A 24,966-nucleotide genomic window follows, 5' to 3' on the forward strand; every position below is an offset into this window, starting at 1 on the left:
ACACCAGTTGGGAGGCTGGTCCCGGCCGGAGCGGGGAGGGTTCGCGGCCGAGCTGGAATTGGAGGTCACAATGGCTGGCACGGTAAAGCGCGATTACAGCCTGGTCGGCGAAAGCACGCGCAGGGCGATCGAGACGGGACTGGCCTCGGCGGAGTGGTACCACACCGATGTCCCCCGCAAGGCGATCAAGGAGTTGATGCAGCGCTCAGACGGCCCGGCGATCCGCGACACGATCATCTGGATCATCGCCATCCTCGGCTCCGCCGCCGGCGCCATCTATTTCTGGGGCACCTGGTGGTGCGTGCCGTTCTTCTTCGTCTACGGCGTGCTCTACGGCTCCTCCAGCGACTCGCGTTGGCACGAATGCGGCCACGGCACGGCTTTCCGCACGCGCTGGATGAACGATGTCGTCTACCAGATCGCCAGCTTCATGCTGATGCGCAATCCGGTGACCTGGCGCTGGAGCCATGCCCGGCACCATACGGACACGATCATCGTCGGCCGCGACGCCGAGATCGCCGTGATGCGCCCGCCGGACCTGCTGCGTGCCGCGCTGGCTTTCACCGGCATCCTCGATTTTCGCTATTCGCTTCCGGCGCTGGTACGCCAGGCGTTCGGCAAGCTGACGCCCGACGAGAAAAGCTACGTTCCCGAGATGGAACAGCACAAGGCCGTCATCGCGGCGCGCTGGCATATCGCGATCTACATCGCGACGATCGCGCTCGCCGTGTTCATGCGGTCGTGGATACCGGTGGTGCTCATCGGCGTGCCGCGCCTCTACGGCACCTGGCACATGGTGCTGACCGGCCTGCTGCAGCATATCGGTCTGGCCGACAACGTCGTCGACCACCGGCTCAACACCAGGACCGTCTACATGAATCCGATCAGCCGGTTCATCTACTGGAACATGAACTACCACGTCGAGCATCACATGTTCCCGATGGTACCGTATCACGCGCTGCCCAGGCTGCATGAACTGATCAAGCACGATCTGCCCGAGGCGAACCCGTCGATATGGCATGCCTATCGCGAGGTCTGGCCGGTCCTGCTCAGGCAGCTCAAATACGAGGATTATTTCCTTAAGCGCGAACTGCCGCCAACGGCACGGCCCTATCGTGGCGAGTTCCACGAAGTGAACATGTCGGCAGCGGCTGAGTAGGCACTGCACGAGCGCAACGCAGAAATTTCAGGAGAAGCAGAGATGGCCGATTGGGTCGAAGCGTGCGCCGTGGACGATGTCGAAGAGGAAGATGTCATCCGCTTCGACCATGGCGGCCGCACCTTCGCGATCTACCGTTCGCCGGACGATGAATTCTTCGCCACCGACGGGTTTTGTACGCATGAACAGGCTCATCTGGCCGACGGGCTTGTCATGGACGACATCATCGAATGCCCCAAGCACAATGGCCGCTTCAATTACAAGACCGGCCAGGCGAAGGGCGCTCCCGTTTGCGTCAATCTCGCGACCTATCCAGTCAAGGTCGAAGCTGGCAAGGTGATGATCCAGATCGCCTGACCGGCCTTCTGTCACGTAGCAAAGGGGACCAAAATCCATGAGCCGGAAAAGACCGACCGTCGCCGACCTGCGCGCCATGAAGGGCAAGCGGCAGCTGACCATGCTGCGCGTGCTGACGATGGACGAGGCCGAGGCCGCCGAACGCGCCGGCGTCGATATCGTCTCGGTGCCGCCGGAGCTGGTGCTCAATCCGCAATACCGCGATGCGGCACCCAGCCTGTTCACCATGCCGGGCGAGAATTTCTTCGAGATCGGCACCGCGGATGATTTTGTCCGCTGGGCGTTCCGGCTCTACAAGGCCAGCGCCGATGCGGTCTATTGCAGCGCCGGCTACGCCACCATCAAACGGATGGCCGACGATGCAATTCCGGTGATCGGGCATGTCGGCCTCATCCCGTCACGCGCCACCTGGACCGGCGGCTTCAAGGCCGTCGGCAAGACCGCCGATACCGCCATGCAGGTGTTCGAGGCGGTGAAGCAACTGGAGGCCGCCGGCGCGATCGGCGCCGAGATCGAGGTGGTGCCAGTCGAGGTGGCCAAGGCGATTTCGGAACGCACTTCGCTGATCATGCTATCGATGGGGGCGGGCACCGGCTGCGATGCGCAATACCTGTTCGCAGACGATATCCTCGGCCAGAACCGTGGCCACATGCCGCGCCATTCCAAGGTCTATCGCAACTTCGCCGCCGAATACGACCGCCTGCAGGCCGAACGCATCGCCGCCTTTTCCGAATATGTCGCCGATGTGAACAGTATGGCGTATCCCGAAGACAGGCACGTCGTGCACATGGATCCGGACCAGCTCAGCCTGTTCCTGGAGAAGATCGAAGCCGCATGAGACACACCGGCAACAGCGCGAAGCGCCATCGCGGATCGTAAAAACTCCGGTTCGGCGGCAGGGCCAGGTCATCGCATAGCCGGCTGCGATGCCACACGAAAGTTTGTTGGTCCATGTCTGGACGGCACCGGCCAAATGCAGTTGAAACCGGTGCGTCATCGGTTTTGCCGGACATTTGTGCGGTTGCCGATGAGGCGGGAGAAGATTCCCCTTCGGACAGTTCTGCGCATGACCGCCATTCCCGAAAACAAAGCCTTACCCGAAACCGCGCCGGCGGCGCGGCAAGCCCGGCGGGTGGCGCTGATCGTCGCCGTCGCCTTCTTCATGCAGCTTCTGGATTCGACCATCATCTCGACATCGCTGCCGCAGATGGGAGAATCCTTCGGCGTGCCGGCGGTGGCGATGAGCATCGGCATCACCGTTTATATGCTGACCATGGCGGTGTTCGTGCCGCTGTCCGGCTGGCTCGCGGACCGGTTCGGCGCGCGCAACATCTTCCTCGTGGCGATCGCCCTGTTCACGCTGGCCTCGCTCGCCTGCGGCATTTCGCAGAACCTGGCCGAATTCGTTGCCGCGCGCGCGGTGCAGGGCGTGGGCAGCGCGCTGATGACGCCGGTCGGCCGCATCCTGGTGCTGCGCAATGCGCCGAAGTCCGAGCTTCTCAATGCTACGGCGCTGATCACCTGGCCGGCGCTGTTTGCGCCGGTGGTCGGGCCGGTGCTTGGCGGCTTCATCACCACCTATGTCTCCTGGCACTGGAATTTCTTCATCAACATTCCCCTTGGGGTCGTCGGTTTGGCGCTGGTCGCCCGCTTCATTCCCGGCGACCGCGAAGCCGGGGCCAAGCCGCTCGACTGGCCGGGCTTCCTGCTGACCTCGGTGGGGCTCGCCGCGATGCTCTATGGCCTCGAGCGCATCGCGCATCCGGAAGAGGGTGCCTTGCCGACCGTGGCACTGCTCGCCACGGGCATTTTGGTCGGCTGGCTGGCGGTGGGGCATCTGCGACGCGCCAACCATCCGCTGCTTGATCTCACAGCTTTCAAGGTGCAGACCTTTGCCATCTCGACGCTGTCGGCCGGCACGATTTTCCGCATCGCCATCAACGCCACGCCGTTCCTGCTGCCGCTTTGGTTCCAGGTTGGCTTCGGCCTGAGCCCGGTCGATGCTGGCATGATGGTCCTGGCCTATTTCCTCGGCAATCTCGGTATGAAGGCGGTGACGACGCCGACGCTGAGGCGGTTCGGCTTCCGTTCGGTGCTGATCGTCAACGGAGTGATCGCCTCTTTGTCGATCATGGCCTGCGCGGCGCTTACGCCGCAGACGCCGAAAGCGTTGGTGGTGGTGCTGATGCTGATCGCCGGACTGTCGCGTTCGATGCAGTTCACCGCGCTCAACACACTGGCCTTCGCCGATGTGGCCTCACCGCAGCGTAGCTCGGCGGCGACGTTGTCCAGCATGCTGCAGCAGGTGGCGATGCTGTTCGGCGTGGCGGTCGCGGCGGCGCTGCTCAACCTGTCGCAGATCGCCAGGGGCGCTGCGGCGCTCGATCTCGTCGACTTCCGACTTGCCTTCCTGGCGATCGGCGCAATCGGGCTCGTCGCCTCGTTCCGCTTTCTGGCGTTGCCGAAGGCCGCCGGCGCCGAGGTCTCGGGCCATGTTTTGCGGATTTGACGCAGAAGCTGCGCGGCGAGCGCGGACATAAATTCTGCCTGCTCCGCTCGTCCGGGAGCAAACCTTTGCCAGCGCTTCGATCGGCACGATCAATTGCAAAAGTGCTTGAGTTCCAGGCATTGCGCCAGCCTCGCAATCGGTGCGTCCAACCGCGGAATTTCCTCGCAAGCCGGCCTGCAATGCGCGGATTCATTTGACGGATTGGTCTTGAGCCGATTAGCTTTCGTTCGATGGCCGCAGAGGGAGCAGGGCGTAGCCATCGCGGGTGAAAGCGGGCAATGAACGCGACCGGCTGGCTAAACTGGAGAAGCCTGAACCAGGAGGGCATTGTCTTTGCCATCGCGGTCGTGCTGTTCATTGCCGCCGCCATCGGACTGCCTGGTTTTATCAACTCGAACAATCTTGTTGCCATCGTGCGCTCGGTCTCGGTGCTGGGCATATTGGCGCTCGGCATGGCGGTCGTCATTATCGGCAGGGGCATCGATCTGTCGGCGGTGGCGATCATGGCGATGTCGGTCGCTTGGTATCTGCAATTGCTGAGTTCGGGAATGTCCGACGGGCTGGCCTTCGCCTATGTGCTCGCCGGCGTTCTCGCCATCGGGCTTTTGAACGGCATTTTGGTCGCCTACGCCGAGGTTCCGGCGATCTTCGTGACGCTGGCGACCGCGTCCTTCGTCTTCGGCTATGTGCGCTCACAATTGATCACACAGGACGCCGTGCCGGTGCCGCCCGGCCATTGGGTCGAGCTCCTGGGCGGGCTGCGCTTCCTCGACATCCCGGTCGAGGTTTTTGTCTTCGCCGGGCTGGCTTTCGCCTTTTTCCTGTTCCTGCGCTACACCAAATGGGGCCGCTACGTCTATTTCGCCGGCGACAACCCGGTTGCGGCGCGCAATATCGGCATTCCAGTGCGCCCGATGCTGGTGCTGCGCTACGTGCTGTCGGCCTTGGTCTCGCTGATTGCCGGCTTGCTCACCGCCGCCAGCCTGCATTCGATCAACACCCGCATCGTCAATTCCACGCTGCTCTACGACATCGTGCTGGTGGCGGTGATCGGCGGCATCGGTCTGTCGGGCGGGCGGGGCGGGGTGCGCAACGTGCTGGTGGGTGCCGCGCTGATCGGCATCCTGCTCAACGCCATGACCATCATCGACATTCCGCTGCTCTATCAGAACCTGATCAAGGCGGCGATCCTGCTGGCGGCGATCATCGTCGATGGGTTCATCAATCCGCGCGACGAGCAGACCGCGCAGCAAGGCGACATCTAGACTGACGCGTACGGTTGGGGCCGACCGCGAACGACAACGACCAAACCAGAGGATGTGACATGAAAATCATCAGGACATTTATGGCCGCCGCGGCAGCGCTTGCCGTCTCCGCATTCGTGGCGCCAAGCTTTGCCGCCGAAGATCCGGGTCCGGGCGCCTATTCGCAAGCGCTCAAGGGCAAGCGTGTGATGCTGGTGCCGATGGCGATGGGCTTCGATCTGGCACAGGGCTGGGCGCATTACCTGAAGACCGAGGTCGAGGCCTGGGGCGGCGTGTTCGAGACGCGTGACCCGAACTGGGTGGTCGATGCCGGCGCGCAGGCGATAACCGACGCTATTTCGTCTGACACCAGGCCGGACGTGCTGATCATCCATTCGCCGGACCTCAACTCCTATGCCAAGCTGATGAAGAAGGCGCAGGCCGCCGGCACCTATGTCCTGCTGGTCGACAATCCGGCGAACTTCCCGGCCGATGCCTTTGTCGGCAGCGACTGGGATCGGCTCGGGCAACTCGAAGCTGAAGCGGCGATAAAGGGTTGTGGGCCGAACTCCTCCAAGAAGATCGGGCTGGTGCAGGGCGACCAGGCCAACTCGTCGAGCCTCTACCAGTATGCCGGCATCATGAAGGTGCTGGATAAGAACCCCGACTTCAAGGTCGTGGCCAAGCCTGACTCGAACTGGGATGCGACGACCTCGCGCAACGTTACGACGACGATGCTGCAGCAGAACCCCGACATCTGCGCCATCATCGATTTCTGGGACGGCGACGCGACGGGCGCATCTGCTGCGATCCGCGATGCCAAGCTCGAGGGCAAAGTCTTTCTGGTCACCACCGGCGGCGGCGAAAAGACTGCCGACTGCGACAAGCTGCAGGACGGCACCTATGGCGCGGTGGTGATGACCGACCTTGCCCGCCAGTCGGGCGACATGAACGCCGTCATCAAGTTCCTGTTGCAGAGTGGCCAGCCGGCCGGCACCTCGCACACCTACATCTACACGCTGGAGAAGGCGACGACCAAGGCCGACCTCAAGCCAGACAGCTGCTGGGACTTGAAAGCACTGCAAGCCCAAGCTGCGGCCAAGTAAACCGCGGGTCCGTTGCAAGCATCGACGAGGTGGCCGGACGTTGTTCGGCCGCCTCTTTCTCTCTTGAGTGGCAGCAGCAACCGATGTCCTTTCGCGAACGCCTTCAATCCTGGCGCTACAATCTCGTGCCCGACCACCTTGTCGGCGAGATCCTAAGCAAACGCTGGACTGATAACGCCATTCCGTTCCTGGCGCTGGTGGCGACGCTCAGCGTGTTCGGTTCGATCATTCCCGGCTTCTTCAAGCCGATGTCGCTGCAGGAATCGACCCGCCAGCTCGGCGAATTTTCGCTGGTCGTCACCGGCATGACGGTGGTCATGCTCGGCGGCGGCATCGACCTTTCGGTCGGCTCGATCTTCGCGCTGTCCTGCTTTTCCGCCGTGTTCGTCTTCTTCATCCTCGAACAGTCGGTGTGGCTGGCGCTGGCCGCCTCGATCGCCACCGGCCTGCTGTTCGGCGCGATCAACGGCTACCTGATCGGCTATTTCAGGCTGCGCGCTTTCCTGACGACACTGGTCACCTTCATTTTCGGGCGGGCGCTGTTCGACATACTGGTCACCACCTATGCCGCCGACGTCCAGCTTTCCGATGCCACATCGGATGTGCTGGACTTCATCGGCGACGACACCTTCTGGGGCCTTTCGGTTGCGGTGTGGGCAGCGATTATCCTGGCGATCATTACCCATGTCGCGCTGACGCGCTCGCGGCCCGGCTGGCATGTGCAGGCGGTGGGCGGGTCGCGGCGATCGGCCCACAATGCCGGCATCCGCGTGCGCCGCACCGTGTTCATGACCTATGTGTTCTCCGGCTTCTGCGCTTCGCTCGGCGGCTTCCTCATCGCCTGCCGGCTGAGCGGGGCAGGGCCGGGCACAGGCCTCAATCTCGAGGTCATGGCTTTGACGGCAGCGGTCGTCGGCGGCGTCAGCCTGGGCGGCGGCCGCGGCTCGGTGATCAAGGGGCTGATGGGCGCGATCATCGTGCTGACGATGACCAACGGGCTGATCCGGCTGGGCTATGGCACCGGCACCAACCAGATGGTGCTGGGTATCATGCTGGCCGTCGCCGTCACCATCGACATTCGCTGGCTGAAGAACCGCCACAAGGTTCTGGACGAGGTCTATGTCGCACCGGTCTATTTGAAGATGGGGGCAACGCAGTCAGCGGCACCGGGCTCGGGCACGCCCTACGAGCTCGACAACCGGTTGTCGGAGGCCGACCATATCGGGCTCGGCGAGCTGGAAGGGCCGGAAGACGTCATTCTCGACCGCGACGACCATCTCTATTGCGGCACCAGACATGGCGAGATCGTCCGTTTCTTTGCGCCGGACTACAAACACTCGGAGGTCTTTGCCCATATTGGCGGCTTTCCGCTCGGCCTGGCCTTCGACAAAACAGGCAATCTGATCAGCTGCGTCGGCGCGATGGGCCTTTATTCGGTCTCGCCGGAGCGGGAGGTGAAGCGGCTATCGGCGGAAACGTCGCGCTCCTGGACTTCGATCGTCGACGATGCGCGGCTGCGCGATCCCAATGATTGCGACATCGCGCCGGACGGCCGCATCTACTTCACCGATTCCACCAAGCGCTATGACGCCCACGACTGGGCGCTGGACTCGATCGAGAACCGCGCCACCGGGCGGCTGCTCGTCTATGACCCGAAGGACGCTTCGACGAAGACATTGCTCGACGGCTACCGCTACACCAACGGCGTGTGCATGGCGCATGACGGCAAGTCGCTGTTCTTTGCCGAAAGCTGGGCCTGCCGCGTGCACCGCTACTGGCTGGAAGGGCCGAAAGCAGGCACCGCCGAATGCGTCATCCGCGACATGCCGGGCTACCCCGACAACATCAACCGCGCCTCCGACGGCAACTACTGGATGGCCTGGCTCGGCATGCGCACGCCGAGCTTCGACCTGTCGCTGCGCCATCCCGACATGCGCAAGCGCATGACGCGCCGGCTGCCGCAGGACGAATGGCTGTTCCCCAACATCAACACCGGCGGTGTGGTCAAATTCAACGAGAAGGGCGGCATCGTCGAAGCGATGGGCGACCTGTCGGGCGCCGCGCATCCGATGGTCACCTCGATGCGCGAGCACAAAGGCTATCTGTTCGTCGGCGGCATCCTCAACAATCGGATCGGCCGCTACCGGATTGCCGGTGCCGACCCGAACTGGACCAGCCCCGCTTCCTATTGGGGAGCGAAGCCATGATGCTGGACCCGATCCTTGACATCTTTCGCGGCAAGGCGGTGACAATCCCGCCGCTCGATGGCGCCTTCAGGCCGAATACGCTGCTGGACGATGCTCCGGCTTTTGTTGAACTGCCGGAGCCTGACAACCTGCTGATCGATAAGGACCGGTTGCTGGCGGCCAGCGGCAATGCCGTCTATGCGCTCGCCGCCGGTGCCGCGCCGACGATAGTCGAGACATTTCCGTCCCCGGTCACAGCGCTCGCGCGCTCGCCCGCCGGCGAACTGACGGTCGGGCTCGAAAACGGCAGGCTGTTGATCGCGGGTAAGGACGCTCCGCTACCGGCCGAAATCCGCTGCATCACAGCGCTCGCCTACGCAGAAGATGGCACGCTTTGGCTGACCAATGGCTCGGCCGAACACGGGCCGTCGCAATGGGCCGCCGATCTGATGAAGAAGGGCGCTTCTGGTTCGCTGTGGAAGCGCGAACCGGCAGGTAGCGAATTCCGCAAGCTCGCCGGTGACATCGCCTTTCCCTATGGGCTGCATCCAACCGGCAAGGATGTGTTGGTCAGCGAGAGCTGGCGGCACCAACTTATCCGCTTCGACGGCGCGACAGGCAGCCGCTCGACGGTGCTGGCGCATCTGCCCGGCTATCCCTCGCGCCTGTCGCCTGCCGCCGGTGGCGGTGCCTGGCTGGCGCTGTTTGCGCCCCGCAACCGGCTGATCGAATTCGTGCTGCAGGAAACGCACTATCGAAACGACATGCTGGCGCAAGTGCCGCCGCAGCACTGGATCGCGCCGGCACTTGCCTCCAACCGCAGCTTCCTCGAGCCGCTGCAATGCGGCGGCATTCGCACCATGGGCATTCACAAGCCATGGTCGCCGAGCCGCTCCTACGGCGTGGTGGTCAGGCTCGACCGGGAGATGCGGCCGCAATTCAGCCTGCACAGCCGCGCCAACGGCACGCGCCACGGCATCTGCAGCGTGGCGGAGAAAGACGGTCGCCTGTTCATTGCCTCGAAAGGCGGCGATTGCCTGCTGGCCATCGACTTGGGTCCAGGAGGACATCGCTGATGGAACCGATCGTCCGCCTGGAGAACGTGACCAAGACCTATCGCGGCGTGCCCGCGGTGAAGAATGTCAGCTTCGAGCTGCGCAAGGGCGAGATCCACGCGCTGCTCGGCGAGAATGGCGCGGGAAAATCGACGCTGACCAAGATCATCGCCGGCGTCGTCGACGCGACCTCGGGAAAGATGTTCCACAACGGGCAGGAGATCGCCTACGCCTCGCCGCATGCGGCCCTTCAAGCCGGTATCGCCATGGTGTTCCAGGAGACCAGCCTGGTGCCGTCGATGACGGTGGCGCAGAACCTTTATCTCGGCACGGAAAGCTTTCTCAACCGGCTGCGCGGCACCTACATTTCAGCGCAGCAATTCCTGCAGTCGTTGAACTTTCCCGTCGACCCGAACGCCATGGTGGCGACGCTGGGCGCGGCCAAACGGCAGATGGTCGAGATCGCGCGCGCCGTCCACCACAATGCCGAGATCATCATCTTCGACGAGCCGACGGCGACGCTGACGCCGGAGGAGAAGCGGCACTTCTTCGCGCTGATCCGCCGGCTCAAGGCAAGGGGTGTGTCGATCGTCTTCATCAGCCATGCGCTCGAAGAGGCGCTTGATGTCGCCGACCGCATCACCATTCTGCGCGACGGCGAACTGGTGATCACCGACGACACAGCCGCCTTCGATCGCGACAGGATCGTCGCCGCCATGGTCGGGCGCACGCTGTCGGGGCAGCTCTATAGCCAGCGCGACGAGGCCAAGCTGCGCAAGGCCGGCAAGAAGGTGCTGTCGGTGCAGGACATCTCGATGAGCAATGTCGTGCGCAACAATTCCTTCTCGATCTTCGAGGGCCAGATCACCGGGGTGTTCGGGCTGATCGGCTCGGGTCGCACCGAGACGTTCAAGATCGTTTCCGGCATCTACAAGCGCGACTTCCTGCGCGGCGGCACCATCGAGCTGGACGACCGGCCGGTGCGCTATCTCGTTCCGAGCGAGGCGGTGGCGGACGGCATCGTCTATGTCACCGAAGACCGCAAGAGCGAGGGGATTTTCGAGACCATGGACGTTGCCGAGAACCTGTTCGGCGGCTTTTTGGCGGCCGGGCGGGAAAAGGGCTGGGTGATCAATGCGCAGGAGATGCGGGCGCTGTCGGCCGAATGGACCAAGACGCTGAACGTCAAGGCGATCAACGACAATGCGCGGGTGGTCGAGCTCTCGGGCGGCAACCAGCAGAAGGTGGTGATCGGCAAGGGGCTGGTGCAGAAGCCGCGCATCGTCATCTTCGACGAGCCGACGCGCGGCGTCGATGTCGGTGCGATCGCCGAAATCCACCAGATCATCAACCGGCTGGCCGATGAGGGCCTGGCCGTCGTCGTCATCTCGTCCTACCTGCCGGAGATCATGAACCTGTCCGACCGCATCCTGGTCTGCCGGCAAGGCCGCATCGTCGAGGAGTTCTCGCCGGCCGAGGCGACGGAGGAGAAGATCATGTATGCGGCGGTTCATTAGGTTCCAGGCGATGCGTACTTCGACAATTGGCGGAGTCACCAGTCCATTCGTCATCGAGGGGCGAAGCAAGGAGCGCAGCGACGCGGCGCAGACCCCAGGATGACGACGGTGAGGGCCTCTGCATTTCCAGGGTTCTGGGCCGGCCTGCAAAACGTGAATCACCAGAGCAAGTTAGCCGCATTCGCTACCAAGCCGATTCAACGACCTCTCTCATCGATTCAAACCGAAAGGAGCCTGCCCATGGCCACCACAAGACTTCTGACCGATGCCGAGGTCGAGGCGATTCCCGCTGTGAAGGCCGTGTTCGACGACATCCGCGCGACGCGCAAATCCGATTTCGTCAATAATTTCTGGCGCGGGCTGGCCAATGATCCGGTCTCGCTGAAGCGGGTGTGGGAACAGCTCAAGGCGGTGATGGTCGCGGACAGCGTCATCGACCCGCTGACCAAGGAGATGATCTACATCGCCGTCTCGACCGCCAATGGCTGCTCCTACTGCGTCCACTCGCACACGGCGGCAGCCCGCGCCAAGGGCATGACCGAAGCGCAACATGGCGAGCTGGTGTCGATCATCGGACTGGCGGGGCAGACCAACCAGATGGTCACTGCGATGCAGATCCCGGTCGATCCGCAGTTCGAGGTGCGGTGAGGCGCGGCGCCTTCCCTTCTCCCCTTGTGGGAAAAGGTGGCCGAGCGAAGCTCGCTCGGATGAGGGGTGCCGGAAGGATTGCTAGCTTGAAGACGTAAGTGCTTCAAATTGCCTGTATTTCCACCGCCGCGTTCCTTCCAACACCCCTCATCCGTCTCGGCGCTGCGCGCCGATCCACTTTCTCCACAACAAGGGGAGAAGGGAATGCGCGCTACACCGGCCGATAAACCCGCTCCGCCGTGTTCCAGAAGATATCGGCCTCGGCGGCCGCGCCGTGCTTGCCCACCGCTTCCCGGTGCGCCTTGATCAGCTCGGCGTGGCTGGTCCACAGTTTCTCGATCGGGAAGTTCGAGCCGAACATCAAATGGTCGCTGCCGAGGATGTCGATGGCATTGTCGACGATATAGCTGATCAGCGCCGGGTCGTTGCGGTGGACGAAGGTGCCGAGGCCGGACAGTTTTGCATAGAGGTTGGGGGCCGCTGACAGCGTGCGCAGGCCGGCTTTCCAGGCCTCGGTGGTCTCTGGCTCCATGTCGGTCAGCATGCCGGCGTGGGTGAGGATGAAATTGGTCTCGGGGTTCTCGCCGACAAGCGTCAGCCCGTCCTTCATCTGGGCGGGGAAAAGCTGCAGGTCGAAGGACAAGCCGTAGTCCTTCAGACGCGCCACATTGGCCCGCACCTTCGGGTCGATGACCTGATCGGCCGAGGCAGCGAAGCGGAAGGCCGGCATTTCGTGCCAGTGCAGCTGCATGCGCACGCCGCGCAGCAGGGGGTATTTGATCAGCCGGTCGATCTGGGAACGCACGTCGTCCACGGTCATGTCGGCATAGCCGACGATGGCGTGCGGCCAGCCGGTTTGTTCCGCGGTTTTCTGCAGGAAGGCGACCTCATTCTCGAAATCCTCCTTGGCCCAGTTGGTCTGGACATAGACCGCCTTCTCGACGCCCGAGCCTTGCTGGTCGGCGAGGAATTCCCCGATAGGATAGTCGCGGCGGATCGGCTCATACGGTCCGAAGATGCGCGGCACCATCGGCCCGACCAGCCAGGGCTGGTCCTTTTGGCGCCAGATGTGGAAATGCGCGTCGATCGCCTTCTGCATCACGAAACCCTCCTCCAGATTGCCGCGGCCGCCGGGGCTGGGCGGGCGAGCGACAGGATGAAATCGGTGAGGCCGGCGATCGACGAACCGTCGATCAGGTCGTCGAGCACTGGCAGGATGGCGCGAAGCGCTGCCGTCGCCGGCCGAAAGCGTGGATCGCCGGCCAACGGCGTCGCCAGCGAAAGCCGAAAGGCGCGGGCGCTCAGCCGGCGCATCGCCGTCTCCAGCTCGGCATGATCGCCGCGCTCCAGCGCATCCGACAGGATGACGATCGCCGCCCCGCGCGCAAAGGCCGAAAAACGCGGCACCGAGAGGAAGGCAAGCAGTGTCGGTCCCATGCGGGTGCCGCCGTCCCAGTCGTCGACCTGGGCAGCGGCGCGGGCCAGCGCCTGGTCGCGGTCGCGAATGCGCAGCGCCGAGGTGATACGGGTCAGTCGTGTGCCGAAAGTGAAGACCTCCGCCCGGTCGGCGCCTTGCACGGCCGCATGCGCCAGCTTGAGATAGTCTGAGGTGTAGAGCTTCATCGAGCCCGACACGTCGATCAGGATGAGTAGCTTGCGTGGCACTGTCTGCCGCCGGCGCAGCAGCGGCGAGGGGATATCGCCGTCGGCACTGACGATTTCGCGCAGCGAGCGGCGCAGGTCGAGCTTGCCGCGCGCATGCGTGCGCACCGTGCGGAAGGAGCGGCGGGCGGGCAAAGCGGTGGCGAGCTTGCGGCGGAAGGCGGCAAGCCCGTCGCTATCGCGGCTGAATTCGCGGACGCTCAACTGTTCGCTGGCCGAAGACAGTTCGCCGCCTTGCTCCTGGCGGACCACCTCGATTTCTTGTTCGCTGGTTTCGCCGTCATCCTTGATGCGGGTTTCCTCGTCGGCCTCGCCTCCGACCACTGCCGCGGTGCTGCCATAGAAATGGCTCCGAAAATGCGCCTCGAATTCGTCGCGGCGGTCGGGCGGCGGCGCCAGCGTGGCGAGCGCCGCTTCGCGGATGTCGGCCATCGAGCGCGGCCCAAGCAGCGTCACCGCTTGCATGAAGCCGGAGACCTGCTCGGGCGCCACTGAAAAGCCATAGCGGCGCAGCAGCCGGCCGAAGCCGAGGAAGGGCGTCGCCCCTCGAGGCAGAGCCGCGGGGCTCACGCCAGCGCCTCCTCGACAATCTTGCCGAGCTCGGGCGCGATGCAGGAAAGGTCCTCCTCGTCCTTGATCAGCACGCCAATGGCGCGGCGAAACGCTTCCGGCCACGGACTGCCGCCTTTTTCGAGGATCGTCGCGGCGTTCGCCCATTCGACCGCTTCGGCGATGCCGGGCGGCTTCGCCAGCGGGCGGGCGCGAATGTCGCGCACTGCGGCAGCCACGGCGCGCGCCGTGGCCTCGGCGACGTCGCCGGCGCGCAGCATGATGATCTCGGCTTCGCGCCCGGCGTCGGGATAGGTGATCCAGTGGTAGACGCAGCGCCGCCGCAGCGCTTCGGCAAGCTCACGGGTGCGGTTCGAGGTCAGGATGACGATCGGCTGCGCAGTCGCGCGAATGGTGCCGCGCTCGGGAATGCTGATCTGGAAATCGGACAGGAACTCCAGCAGCAGCGCTTCGAATTCATGGTCGGAACGGTCGATTTCGTCGACCAGCAGCACGCGCTTTTCCGGCGCTTTCAGCACCTGCAGCAGCGGCCGCGCGATGAGAAAGCGGTCGTCGTAGATGTCGACCTCGTGCTCACCGGCATGGCGGATGGCGAGCAACTGGCGCTGGTAATTCCATTCGTAGAGCGCATGTGCGGCGTCGATGCCCTCGTAGCATTGCAGCCGCACCAGGTCGCGCCCGAGCACCTCGGCAATCGCCTTCGCAGCTTCCGTCTTGCCGACGCCGGGTGCGCCTTCGAGCAGCAGCGGCTTTCCCAGCCTGATCGCCAGGAAGATGGCGGTGGCCAGGCTTTCATCGGCGAGATAGCGCGAGGCGGCGAGGCGCGACGCCACCGCCTCAGGCGAGGTCGCGACTGTCTCAGCGCTTCTCTTGGGCATTTTCAGCACTCAGTTCGGGGCTTGCGCCTTCAGCGCCCGCAGGATGCGCTCCGGCGTGATCGGCAGCGTATCGATGCGCACACCGACAGCGTCGAAGACGGCATTGGCAACCGCCGGGATCTGCGGGTTGGCGCACATTTCGCCCGGCCCCTTGGCGCCATACGGCCCGTCCGCCGAGGGCCGTTCCAGCACGATGATCTCGGTTTGCGCGAGATCGCCAGGACCCGGCATCAGATATTGGTTGAAGTCGGTGCCGCCATGGTCGCGGTTGGGATAATAGGGCTCGGTCGTTTCGTAGAGCGCATGGCTGATGCCCATCCACGAGCCGCCAACGAGTTGCTGCTCGACCATTTTCGGGTTCAGCGCGCGGCCGATCTCAAACACGTTCTTTACCGTCAGCACGGTGACCTCGCCGGTCTCGTCGTCGACCTCGACCTCCGCCACCGTGCAGGCATGGGCGTAGCAGGTAGACGGCTTCATCGCTCCGGTCTCTTTCTCCGGATAGGAGCGGGGGATCAAAAACATGCCGCGGCCGGAAATCGAACGGCCGCGCTTGAAATGCGCCGACAGCGCGACATCGAAGATCGAGATCGATCTTTGCGGCGCGCCCTTGACCAGGATGTTGCCCTCGCCATCGGTCTCGAGGTCCGAGGCGTTTACCTCAAGTTCCTCGGCCGCCACTTCCAGCATCACCTGGCGGGCTTCCCTGGCGGCCTGGATGACCGCATTGCCGGCCCGATGCGTGCCGCGCGAGGCGAAGGTGCCCATGCAGTGCGGGCCGGTGTCGGTGTCGGCGGTGTCGACGACGACGCGGTCGGTCGGTACGCCGATCGTCTCGGCGCAGATCTGTGCCATGATCTGCTTCATGCCCTGGCCCAGGTCGACGCTGGAGAGCGTGACCATGAAATTGCCGGTCGGCGTCGAATGCACCAGCGCCTGCGTCGGGTCGCCGCCGAGATTCATGCCGGTCGGATAATTGATCGCGGCGACGCCGCGTCCGCGCCTGATCGCCATCTCAAGCTCCCTTCGCGTAAGACGACATCGTCATGAACTTCTCCGCCACTGGCCAGTTGGCGGCGCGCGAGGCTTCCTGCATGCACTCGATCAGCGCCGCCCCCTCCGTCGGCTGCCGGTGTGCCTTCATGTCGCCGTCGCGGTAGGCGTTGATGAAGCGGAATTCGAGAGGGTCCATGCCGATCAGCCGGGCGAGCTTGTCCATCTGCACCTCCAGCGCGAAGTCGCCGATGGTGACGCCGAAACCGCGCATCGCCGAGGACGGGGTACGGTTGGTGTAGACGCAGTAGGTGTCGATCCAGACATTCGGGATCGTATACGGGCCAGGATAATGCCCGGCGCCCTTCTGCGCGCCGTAGGGCGAATGGCGCGAATAGGCGCCGGCATCGGTGTAGCCGGTCACTTTCCGCGCCACGATGCGGCCGTCGTTCATGACGCCGTCCTTGATGACGACCTTCTCGGCGGCGCGCGGCGAGGAAATCTGCATCTCCTCCTCGCGGCTATAGACAAAACAAACCGGTCGTCCGGTTAGTTTGGCGCCGAGGATGGCGATCGGCTCGACGATGACGTCGACCTTGCCGCCAAAACCGCCGCCGACGGTGCCGCCGACGAAATGCAGCTTGTTGCCGGGCATCTGCAGGATGATCGAGGCGTTGTCGAGCGTGAAGAACATCGCCTGCGTGTTGGTGTAGCAGGTGAAGCGGTCGTTGCCCTCCGGTGCGACGATGCAGCCGGTCGTCTCGGTCGGCGCATGCTCGATCGGCGAGGACTGATAGGTCTGTTCGAGCACGTGGTCGGCTGTGGCAAAGCCTGCCTCGACATCGCCAAAGCGCACCTTGCGGCATTCGCCGCTGTCGTAGAGGTAATAGTTCCGGCCGTGATACTCGTTGACGATCGGCGCGTCGGGCTTCAGCGCTTCCTCCATGTCGAAGACGGCCGGCAGCACCTCGTAGTCGACCTTGACCTTGGCGGCGGCTTCCTGCGCGGCGCGCTCGGTCTCGGCCAGCACCGCCACCACCGCCTCGCCCTTCCAGCGCACCTTGCCGTCAGCCAGCACCGTCTCGTCCTCCGGCCCGATCTGGATCAGGATCAGGATGGTGTAGACATTGTGCGGCACATCCTTGGCGGTCAGCACCTTGACGACACCCGGATGCTTTTCCGCCTCGGACGTATCGATGCTGCGTATGCGGGCGTGATGGTGCGGGCTGCGCACCATCTTCAGGTGCAGCATGCCGGGAAAATTGCGGTCGGCGAAATAGGTGGTCTTGCCAGTGACATGGCCGGGTGAATCCGAACGCGGCCGCGGCTGGCCGATCTCGTGCAGATCGTCCTTGCGCTGGTCGGCGAAATAGCTCTTGCGGAGTTCCATTTTCTTAACTCCCTCAAACCGCGTTCTGCGAATTGGAGCGCGCGGCGGTCAGCACCGCCTGGATGATCGGCTCGTAACCGGTGCAGCGGCAGATATTGCCCGACAGCGCCTCGACCACGTCCTCGCGGCTGGGGTTCGGCGTGTGATCGAGCAGTACCTTGGCTGCCATGATCATGCCCGGCGTGCAGAAACCGCATTGCGTGGCGAAAGCATCGAGGAAAGCGCGTTGCAGCGGATGCAGCACGCCGCCTTCCGAAAGCCCCGACGTCGTGGTGACGGCCGCACCGTTGCAGGTCTCGGCCAACGTCAGGCAGGACAGCCTGAGCTCGCCATCGATGATGACCGTGCAGGCGCCGCAAGTGCCTTGATGGCAGCCGCCTTTTGGCGAGGTGTCGCCGATCTTGTCGCGCAGCGCGTGAAGCAGCGTCGTGCCGCTGTCGATGAACTCGGCCTTTTCGGCACCATTGAGCGTGAACTGAACCGGGACCTTCGCCATCTTTATTACTCCTTGCGCCGCAGCCAGGGCTTCAGGCGAGCAGCAGCCGGCCGAGATGGACCGGCAGGACTTCGTTGCGATACCAGGCACTGGCGATCGGATCGGTTGGCGGCGAAGTGCCGTCGTGGGCAACGGCCAGTGCCGGTGCGATGCCGTCTGCGGTGAGTTTGCGGCCAATCAAGGCTTTCTCCGCCGCCCTGGCACGGATCGGCCGGTCGGCCATGCAGCCGAGCGCGATCCGCGCTGACGTGACAGTGCCGTCCGGCGTGTGTTCCAGCATGGTGGCGATGCTCAGCACCGAGACGCCCTTTGGCTTGACCCGCGACACTTTCAGGAAGCGAAAACCGCCTTCCTTCGGAAGCGTGAAGCCGACCGCAGTGACGATGGCGTGATTGCTCTCGCGCTTTGCCAGAAAGGTTTCGATCGGCAGCTCGCCGTAGTCGGTGGTGACGGTTGCGTCCAACGCCAGCAGTGCAACGGTGAAATCGCCGTAAGGCGTTGGCGCGAAGAGATTGCCGCCGACCGTAGCCATGTTGCGGATCGCCGGTCCGCCGACGGCGCGCGCGGCGTGGGCCAGTGGAGCGAGATCCGGGTGACGGGCGATCGCCGCCATGGTCACCGAAGCGCCGATGCGGACCTCGCCGCCGGAAATGTGGATGATCGACAGCGCCGGTTCGGTCGACCGGATGAAACCGGAAATCGACACGTCGCCTTCGTTGGCGGCGCGCACGACCAGTGTGCCGCCACCGAGATAGCGGGTGCCGGCGGCCTTCAGCGCCGCGCCAGCGTTCTTCACCGTCGGGAAAGTCTGCAGTGCAAGCGCCATGGAACGCTCCTGGTTGTCAGCTCAATTCAGTTCAACCTTGCCGGCGAAATGGGCCTTCAGGGCGTTGAAGCCGCCCTGGAAGACGTTGGCGCCCATGCCTTCGGCCAGCTTGTCGGCTTCTTCGGGAGGGGCGTCGAAGCTGGCGGTCCATTCGGCATAGGTGCGGTCGCCGTCGGTCACCCGCCGCAACTGCAGCGTCGCCTTGTGGTTGGTAAGCGGTTGCGGCGTCTCCAGGATGGAGTAGCTGACGAGGAAATTCTCGTCGGAGAAATCGAGCAGCTTTTCGCGGAGGCGGGCGCCGCTGGCGAGCTGGAAATTGCGTACGCAGCCAATCGTGCCGGCGTCCTTGCCGTCCTCGATGTGGCTTTCGACCATGCGCGGATGCCAGGTCGGCAGACCGTTGAAGTCGCGTATGCGTGCCCAGACCTTTTCGACCGGCGCGTCGATGACGCTGGAGATGGTGACTTTCGCCATATGATCGTTCCCTTGCAAATCAGCTGCTTGGGAGGGTAGGGCGGCAGACTCGGCGGCGCTTATCAATGCGTCTTGAACGCCTATCAATTAGTCTGAAAAACGGGCGCTCAGCTGATCGCCCGCGCCGCCTCGCGGTAAAGCGTCGGCGGAACGCCGACATGGTCGCGGAAGAAGCGCGAGAAATTGCCCTGGGTGGTGAAGCCGAGATTGCAGGCGACCGAGATCAGCGGCTCCTGCGACCACTGCAATTGCCGCACCGCTTCCTCCATGCGCAGCGTGTTCCAATAGACGTTGGGCGTCAGATTGGTCTGTTCCTTGAACAGGGCGAAGAAATGCGGCCGCGACAGGCCGACGCTGCGCGCCACGTCGTCGAAGCAGATGCGCTCGCAGACATTGGCTTTCATCAGCTGGATCGCCTTGCGGACGCGAAAATCCTGCATGGTGTGGACGCGGGCGCGCACCGTCTGCGGTGCGCAGGCGTCGGCGGCATCGAGCACGCTGTCGATGAAGCGCTCGATCTCGTAATTGGCGATGTCGTCGATGCTCTCATTGTCGCTGAGATGGTCGAGAAGGTTGGCCGCTGCCTTGTGCAGCCAAGGCTCGAGCGTGATTGCCGGGGCGGAGAACAGCGGCGCGGCGGAAGGCAGCTCGCGGCGCCTTCGAGCCCAGTCCGGATCGATGTAAAAGGCGAGGAACAGGCCGGGCGTGCCGTCGCGGGACAGAGCGTGGCTGTGCGGCTGGAAGGAATTGATGCCGGCGGCGGTGCCCGGTCCAAGCCGCACCGTCTCGCGGCCGATGGTCATCTCGCCGGCCGTGCCTTCCAGCCAGATGATGATATGCGCCTCGACATGGGCATGGGTGACGAAGTCGCTGGCGACGTTCAGGACAGAAACATGTCCGAACCGGCCCCAGTAGAGCCTGATCGCTTCCGTCATGGTATATCCTCCCGCAGGCGACTGGCCTCCCTTCGCCTGCTGCGAGCGATTGTGCGGCTCAGTTCGGGCTTGCGTCAAGACGGATGTGCACGCCCGGGCGCCGGCCATGCGCCGCAGCGGCGGATTTTCAGACTCGGCGATAGGAAGAAGGCGAGCGTTTCCAGGCCGGTATGGCAAGACCGGTGCGGTCGACGGCAACCGGCACTCCCTTCGAGGCTGAGCAAGGACTTTTGCCAGCGAAGCAATTTTGCCCCGCCGGCGGAAAAGTTCAGTCGTTGCGCCTGAAATTGCGGATGCGGTCGAACAGCACGGCAAGCAGGATGGCGCCGCCGATGAACACGCCCTGCCAGAAGGCATTGATGCCGAGCAGGCCGAGGCTGTTGCGGATGACCTCGATCAGCGCCGCGCCAACGACTGCGCCGAAGGCTGTGCCCATGCCGCCGGCCAGGTTGGCGCCACCGATGACGGTGGCGGCGATCACCTGAAGCTCCATGCCGTTGCCGAGATTTGTGGTGACCGCGCCCAGCCAGCCGGTCTGGATGATGCCGGCAAGGCCCGCCGCCAGTGCCGAGATCATGTAGACGACAACCTTGATCTGGCGCACAGGAACGCCGGTCAGCGTCGCCGCATGCTCGTTGCCGCCGATGGCGAAGATGTGCCGGCCGAATTTCGTCCAGCGCAGCACGAAGCCGGTGATCATCGCCAGTACGATCATATAGAGCACCGGATTGGCGATGCCGAACACCCAGGCGCCGCCGCCAAGCGCCAGCAGCTTGTCGTGGTCCGGCCCGAACTGGAAGACGACGGTGTTGTTGGAGGCGACCATGGCAAGGCTGCGTGCGATCGAGAGCATGCCAAGCGTCACCACGAAGGGCGGAAAGCCGAGATAAGCGATCAGAACCCCGTTGAAGGCGCCGATGATCAGCGCCGTCGCGATCGCTGCGGCAATGCCGGTCTCGATGCCGTAGCCGGCATGCATGGTCACGGCCAGCACCATCGAGCACAGGCAAAGCACCGAGCCGACCGACAGGTCGATACCGCCGGTGATGATGACCAAGGTCATGCCGAGCGCCACGATGGCGACGAAGGTGATGTTGCGGGTGATGTTATAGAGGTTCTTGGTCGTGGCGAAGGAATCCGTGGCCACGGACAGGAACAGGCAGGCGAGGATGACCGCGATCACCACCCAGAAGGTCTGGCTGGCAAACACCTTGCTCAGCAAGGTGTGCTGCTTGTGCGCGATCGTCTGATCAAGGGTGACTGCCATTATCGACCTTTTTTACTCATGGTTGAGGCGTCAATCATACCTGTTCGATAGCGCCGGTGATGAGCCCGGTGACTTCTTCCGGCGAACTCGATGCGATCGTCTTGTCGGCGACCTTGCGGCCGCGCCGCATGACGATGACGCGGTCGGCAACGTCAAAGACGTCGGGCATGCGGTGGCTGATCAGCACGACGGCGATGCCCTGGTCGCGCAAATGGCGGATCAGGTTCAATACCTCGGCGACCTGGCGCACCGAGATCGCCGCCGTCGGCTCGTCCATCAGCACGATCTTGGCCTGCGAAAGCATGGTGCGGGCGATCGCCACCGCTTGCCGCTGGCCGCCCGACATCTGTTTGACCAGGTCGCGCGGGCGGGTTTCGGATTTCAGCTCGGCGAAGATCTGGCCGGCACGCTTGTACATCGCGGCATAGTCGAGGATGCGAAGCGGCCCGAGGCCGCGGCGCAATTCACGGCCGAGATAGACGTTGGCGGCGGCCGTCAGATTGTTGCACAGTGCCAGGTCCTGATGGACGATTTCGATGCCATGCTGGCGCGCCTCGACCGGCTTGTGCAGGATCAGCTCTTTGCCGTCCATCTGCATCGTGCCATGGCTCGGTGGGAAATTGCCGGCGATCATCTTGACCAGGGTCGACTTGCCGGCGCCGTTGTCGCCCATCAGGCCGACAACCTGTCCGGCCTCGATCGACAACGAAACGTCGTTGACCGCCTGGATGGCGCCAAAATGCTTCGAGATGTTGGTGAGTTCGAGAACCGCCACCAGCCTTCTTGCCTCCCCGTGCTTTGCGGCCTGCGGTTCTGCCGCGGCCTTTCGCTCTCCCCAGTTCCTCCCGGAAGCAGCGATTTTGCCCATTTACGCATAAGCCACCTTGGCGTCAACCACGGCTTCTTTCGAAAAATCAGTTTTGTAGGACAAATAGCATTGACGTCGGCGACAAGGCGATATTAGCTAAGTGTCGGAGGAGCTTGCGCCGATCTCCCGGGTTGCCGGAAGGAATCGGTGAAGGTTTGTCGGTCAGGGATTTGGTAACCAGCTGTATCTGTCGGTGCCGGTCTGAGACTGAATATGAAAATGCTTATCGACCTGGCTTGGCGACACGAGTGCGACGTCCTCTGTCATCTTGCTCCGGGTCGATCTGTGTGTGGCGGGCACGTGGTGTCCGTTTGTTTCAAAAGGGAGGACTGACATGAGGAAATCACTATTGCTCGCTGCCGCCGCCGTCATGGCGTTGGGTGCCGGGCCGGCTATGGCCAAGAAACAGCTCGTCATCGTCGTGAAGGGTCTCGACAATCCATTCTTCGAGGCCATCCACCAGGGTTGCGAGAAATGGAACAAGGAAAACGCCAGCTCGGAATATGAGTGCTTCTACACCGGACCGGCATCGACCTCGGACGAAGCCGGTGAAGCCCAGATCGTCCAGGACATGCTGAGCAAGCCCGACACTGTGGCGATGGCGATTTCGCCATCGAACGCGCCGCTGATCGCGCAGACGATCAAAAGCGCCAATCCGTCGATCCCGATCATGACCCTCGACGCCGACCTCAGCAAGGAAGATGCGGCGCTGCGCAAGACCTACCTCGGCACCGACAACTACCTGATGGGTCACAAGATCGGCGAATACATCAAGAAGGCCAAGCCGAATGGCGGCAAGATCTGCACCATCGAAGGCAATCCGGCGGCCGACAACATCCTGCGCCGCGCGCAGGGCATGCGTGACGCGCTTTCGGGCAAGGACGGCCTCGCCGCGCTGGCAGGCGAAGGCGGCTGGACGGAAGTTGCCGGCTGCCCGGTGTTCACCAATGACGACGGCGCCAAGGGCGTGCAGGCGATGACCGACATCCTCGCTGCCAATCCCGATCTCGACGCCTTCGGCATCATGGGCGGCTGGCCGCTGTTCGGCGCTCCGCAGCCCTACCGCGACCTGTTCAAGCCGATGGCCGACAAGATCGCCAGCAACGCCTTCGTCATCGGCGCCGCCGACACGATCGGCGACGAGGTGGCGATTGCCCGTGACGGGCTGGTGACCGCGCTGGTTGGCCAGCGGCCGTTCGAGATGGGCTACAAGGCGCCCTCGGTGATGATCGACCTGGTCGAAGGCAAGCCGGTCGCCGATCCGGTGTTCACCGGCCTCGACGAATGCACCAAGGACACGGTCGACACCTGCATCCAGAAGTAGGTTCGCAGTTTCGGGGCGCCCTTCGACGGGCGCCCCGTCACAGACCGTCCATACGAACGCACGAGGCGACGCTGCTTTGGAGCGTAGGCCGCTGCTTTGTCGTGTCCTGAGTTCAGGCTTTCGACAAGCGGCTGCCGGGGAATACGAATGCCGGACGCGACATCAAAAAAGCGACCCGCCAAGTTGAAGGCAGAGGCTGAGCGGCCGGCCGGCGTTCGGCGTGCCGACGCCGCACACTTTCCCGGATCGAGCGTGCATGCCTCGCTGGCCAACGAAATCGGGCTGAGGATCGTGCGCGGCGATTATCCGCCGGGAACCATCCTGCCCAACGAAGCCAAATGGTCGGAGACCTTCGACGTCAGCCGCTCGGCGGTGCGCGAAGCCATAAAAATGCTGATGGCCAAGAGCCTGCTTGCGTCACGTCCCAAAATCGGCAGCTGGGTCGAGCCGAAGGAGCGCTGGAACCTGCTCGATCGCGACGTGCTGGCCTGGTACGCGACCTCGCCGGACCGCGAGGTGTTCCTCCGGACGGTGCAGGAATTCCGCCACATCATCGAGCCGGAGGCCAGCGCCTTTGCCGCGATGCGGCGCACCGACGAGCAGATGGCCGAGATCAGCCAGGCCTGTCGCGAAATGGGCGAAGCGACCAACCTGCAGGAGCGGACGCGCGCCGACACGCGGTTCCACCTCGCCATCCTGCGCGCCTCGGGCAACGATCTGCTGGTGCCGCTCGGCGTGCTGATCGAATCGGCGCTCGATCACCTCTTTGTTTTCGTCACACGCGAAACCAGCGACCAGCGTCGGGCGCAGGCACTGCACGAGGCGATCGAGAAGAACATCCGCCTGCAGCGGCCCGCCGCAGCCCGTGCCGCGGTGCACAGGCTTCTCGCCAACACCGACGATGTTATCGGGCGGTCGCGGCGGTGATGGTTGCACCAGGGCTGGCATTGCTCCGAACGATTGCAAAACTCGGCATTCCTTCGCGCCCCTCTCTGTCCTGCCGGACATCTCCCCCACGAGGGGGGAGATTGGATGCCACTTCGGCTTTCGCTAATCATCAACGTTAGGCAATGAGGGCGGCGACCTCGGATGGGCCAGGGATTCGGACTTTTTTACCGCCGCAGCGTATTTTGTTCTTGCTTTGTGCCGGCAGCTATGCTAGTAATCTGGTTATGGTGCTGATTGGCGCCGGCGACCCGCCTACCGAGGCGGGTTTTTTGTTTTCGGCTTTGAAATTGCAGTGTTGCCGATCTGAGGTCTGAGGGACAGCACCCCCTCTGCCCTGCCGGGCATCTCCCCCAACAAGGCAGGGCAAATCGCGTAAGGAGTCCCCCTCATCCGGCCGCTTCGCGGCCACCTTCTCCCCGCTGGGGAGAAGAGGCTGACGCCGGCGCTGGCGATCTCCTCTCCCCTCGGGGAGAGGTTGGATTGCCCCGAATTGCCCTTCGCAATTCGGTTGGCAATCCGGGTGAGGGGGCTCTTGCCTACATGCGATTGCACTG

General features: G+C 63.6%; 23 protein-coding genes. 12 read left to right on the forward strand and 11 right to left on the reverse strand.

Annotated features, from left to right (window positions below):
* Window positions 1-70: 70 nt before the first annotated feature.
* From NKI50_RS16850 to NKI50_RS16895, 10 genes are all read left to right on the forward strand, one after another.
* Window positions 71-1,159 (forward strand): fatty acid desaturase family protein, encoded by a 1,089-nt coding sequence (locus tag NKI50_RS16850; protein WP_023721275.1) that lies wholly within the window; start codon window positions 71-73, stop codon window positions 1,157-1,159.
* Window positions 1,160-1,201: 42 nt separating this feature from the next.
* Window positions 1,202-1,516 (forward strand): MocE family 2Fe-2S type ferredoxin, encoded by a 315-nt coding sequence (locus tag NKI50_RS16855; RefSeq protein ID WP_352481591.1) that lies wholly within the window; start codon window positions 1,202-1,204, stop codon window positions 1,514-1,516.
* Between the two features lie 37 nt (window positions 1,517-1,553).
* Entirely contained in the window at window positions 1,554-2,354 is an 801-nt protein-coding gene (locus NKI50_RS16860) for a 3-methyl-2-oxobutanoate hydroxymethyltransferase (protein WP_352496048.1), read from the forward strand.
* A gap of 228 nt (window positions 2,355-2,582) precedes the next feature.
* Window positions 2,583-4,025 carry a DHA2 family efflux MFS transporter permease subunit gene (locus tag NKI50_RS16865; protein WP_352717154.1) on the forward strand — a complete coding sequence of 481 codons (1,443 nt, stop codon included), beginning with the start codon at window positions 2,583-2,585 and terminating at the stop codon, window positions 4,023-4,025.
* 278 nt (window positions 4,026-4,303) lie between these two features.
* The gene (locus NKI50_RS16870) at window positions 4,304-5,290 is read left to right on the forward strand and encodes an ABC transporter permease (protein WP_023721272.1); all 987 of its coding nucleotides are present in this window, start codon (window positions 4,304-4,306) and stop codon (window positions 5,288-5,290) included.
* 59 nt (window positions 5,291-5,349) lie between these two features.
* Window positions 5,350-6,375, forward strand: coding sequence for a sugar ABC transporter substrate-binding protein (locus NKI50_RS16875; protein ID WP_023721271.1), 1,026 nt, complete (start codon window positions 5,350-5,352; stop codon window positions 6,373-6,375).
* An 83-nt stretch (window positions 6,376-6,458) separates the two neighbouring features.
* Complete coding sequence (locus NKI50_RS16880) at window positions 6,459-8,582, forward strand: ABC transporter permease (RefSeq protein ID WP_023721270.1); 2,124 nt, start codon at window positions 6,459-6,461, stop codon at window positions 8,580-8,582.
* Window positions 8,579-9,637 carry an SMP-30/gluconolactonase/LRE family protein gene (locus NKI50_RS16885; RefSeq protein ID WP_023721269.1) on the forward strand — a complete coding sequence of 353 codons (1,059 nt, stop codon included), beginning with the start codon at window positions 8,579-8,581 and terminating at the stop codon, window positions 9,635-9,637. The genes NKI50_RS16880 and NKI50_RS16885 overlap by 4 nt, the downstream gene beginning before the upstream one ends.
* Window positions 9,637-11,133 (forward strand): sugar ABC transporter ATP-binding protein, encoded by a 1,497-nt coding sequence (locus NKI50_RS16890; RefSeq protein WP_023721268.1) that lies wholly within the window; start codon window positions 9,637-9,639, stop codon window positions 11,131-11,133. The genes NKI50_RS16885 and NKI50_RS16890 overlap by 1 nt, the downstream gene beginning before the upstream one ends.
* 240 nt (window positions 11,134-11,373) lie before the next feature.
* Window positions 11,374-11,781 carry a carboxymuconolactone decarboxylase family protein gene (locus NKI50_RS16895; protein WP_352547006.1) on the forward strand — a complete coding sequence of 136 codons (408 nt, stop codon included), beginning with the start codon at window positions 11,374-11,376 and terminating at the stop codon, window positions 11,779-11,781.
* Between the two features lie 211 nt (window positions 11,782-11,992).
* Here NKI50_RS16895 and NKI50_RS16900 read toward each other — a convergent pair whose 3' ends face one another.
* The 11 genes from NKI50_RS16900 to NKI50_RS16950 form a co-directional block, all read right to left on the reverse strand.
* A complete protein-coding gene (locus NKI50_RS16900) occupies window positions 11,993-12,880 on the reverse strand; it encodes an amidohydrolase family protein (RefSeq protein ID WP_352641223.1) in 888 nt (295 codons plus the stop codon).
* A complete protein-coding gene (locus NKI50_RS16905; RefSeq protein ID WP_352641221.1) occupies window positions 12,880-14,013 on the reverse strand; it encodes a vWA domain-containing protein in 1,134 nt (377 codons plus the stop codon). Before NKI50_RS16905 ends, NKI50_RS16900 begins: the two co-directional genes overlap by 1 nt.
* Entirely contained in the window at window positions 14,010-14,891 is an 882-nt protein-coding gene (locus NKI50_RS16910) for an AAA family ATPase (protein ID WP_352495771.1), read from the reverse strand. The genes NKI50_RS16905 and NKI50_RS16910 overlap by 4 nt, the downstream gene beginning before the upstream one ends.
* A gap of 9 nt (window positions 14,892-14,900) precedes the next feature.
* Window positions 14,901-15,905, reverse strand: a complete 1,005-nt coding sequence (locus NKI50_RS16915) for a xanthine dehydrogenase family protein molybdopterin-binding subunit (RefSeq protein WP_023721264.1) — start codon at window positions 15,903-15,905, stop codon at window positions 14,901-14,903.
* Window position 15,906: 1 nt separating this feature from the next.
* Window positions 15,907-17,274 (reverse strand): xanthine dehydrogenase family protein molybdopterin-binding subunit, encoded by a 1,368-nt coding sequence (locus NKI50_RS16920; RefSeq protein WP_023721263.1) that lies wholly within the window; start codon window positions 17,272-17,274, stop codon window positions 15,907-15,909.
* 13 nt (window positions 17,275-17,287) lie between these two features.
* Window positions 17,288-17,770, reverse strand: a complete 483-nt coding sequence (locus NKI50_RS16925; RefSeq protein ID WP_352481581.1) for a (2Fe-2S)-binding protein — start codon at window positions 17,768-17,770, stop codon at window positions 17,288-17,290.
* Between the two features lie 31 nt (window positions 17,771-17,801).
* Entirely contained in the window at window positions 17,802-18,596 is a 795-nt protein-coding gene (locus NKI50_RS16930) for an FAD binding domain-containing protein (protein ID WP_352641218.1), read from the reverse strand.
* Between the two features lie 21 nt (window positions 18,597-18,617).
* Entirely contained in the window at window positions 18,618-19,070 is a 453-nt protein-coding gene (locus tag NKI50_RS16935) for an SRPBCC family protein (protein WP_352481579.1), read from the reverse strand.
* A gap of 107 nt (window positions 19,071-19,177) precedes the next feature.
* Window positions 19,178-20,005 carry an AraC family transcriptional regulator gene (locus tag NKI50_RS16940; RefSeq protein WP_352641216.1) on the reverse strand — a complete coding sequence of 276 codons (828 nt, stop codon included), beginning with the start codon at window positions 20,003-20,005 and terminating at the stop codon, window positions 19,178-19,180.
* A 268-nt stretch (window positions 20,006-20,273) separates the two neighbouring features.
* A complete protein-coding gene (locus NKI50_RS16945) occupies window positions 20,274-21,272 on the reverse strand; it encodes an ABC transporter permease (protein ID WP_352641215.1) in 999 nt (332 codons plus the stop codon).
* 34 nt (window positions 21,273-21,306) lie between these two features.
* On the reverse strand, window positions 21,307-22,047 hold the full coding sequence (locus NKI50_RS16950; protein WP_023675804.1) for an ATP-binding cassette domain-containing protein: 741 nt from the start codon (window positions 22,045-22,047) through the stop codon (window positions 21,307-21,309).
* A 427-nt stretch (window positions 22,048-22,474) separates the two neighbouring features.
* Here NKI50_RS16950 and NKI50_RS16955 point away from each other — a divergent pair, with 427 nt between their 5' ends.
* A complete protein-coding gene (locus NKI50_RS16955) occupies window positions 22,475-23,464 on the forward strand; it encodes a sugar-binding protein (RefSeq protein ID WP_023721257.1) in 990 nt (329 codons plus the stop codon).
* Window positions 23,465-23,611: 147 nt separating this feature from the next.
* A complete protein-coding gene (locus tag NKI50_RS16960; RefSeq protein ID WP_023721256.1) occupies window positions 23,612-24,391 on the forward strand; it encodes a FadR/GntR family transcriptional regulator in 780 nt (259 codons plus the stop codon).
* The last annotated feature ends 575 nt before the right edge of the window (window positions 24,392-24,966 follow it).

Origin of the sequence: Mesorhizobium sp. M0563, assembly GCF_040321065.1 — a bacterium.
Classification (GTDB): Bacteria; Pseudomonadota; Alphaproteobacteria; order Rhizobiales; family Rhizobiaceae; genus Mesorhizobium.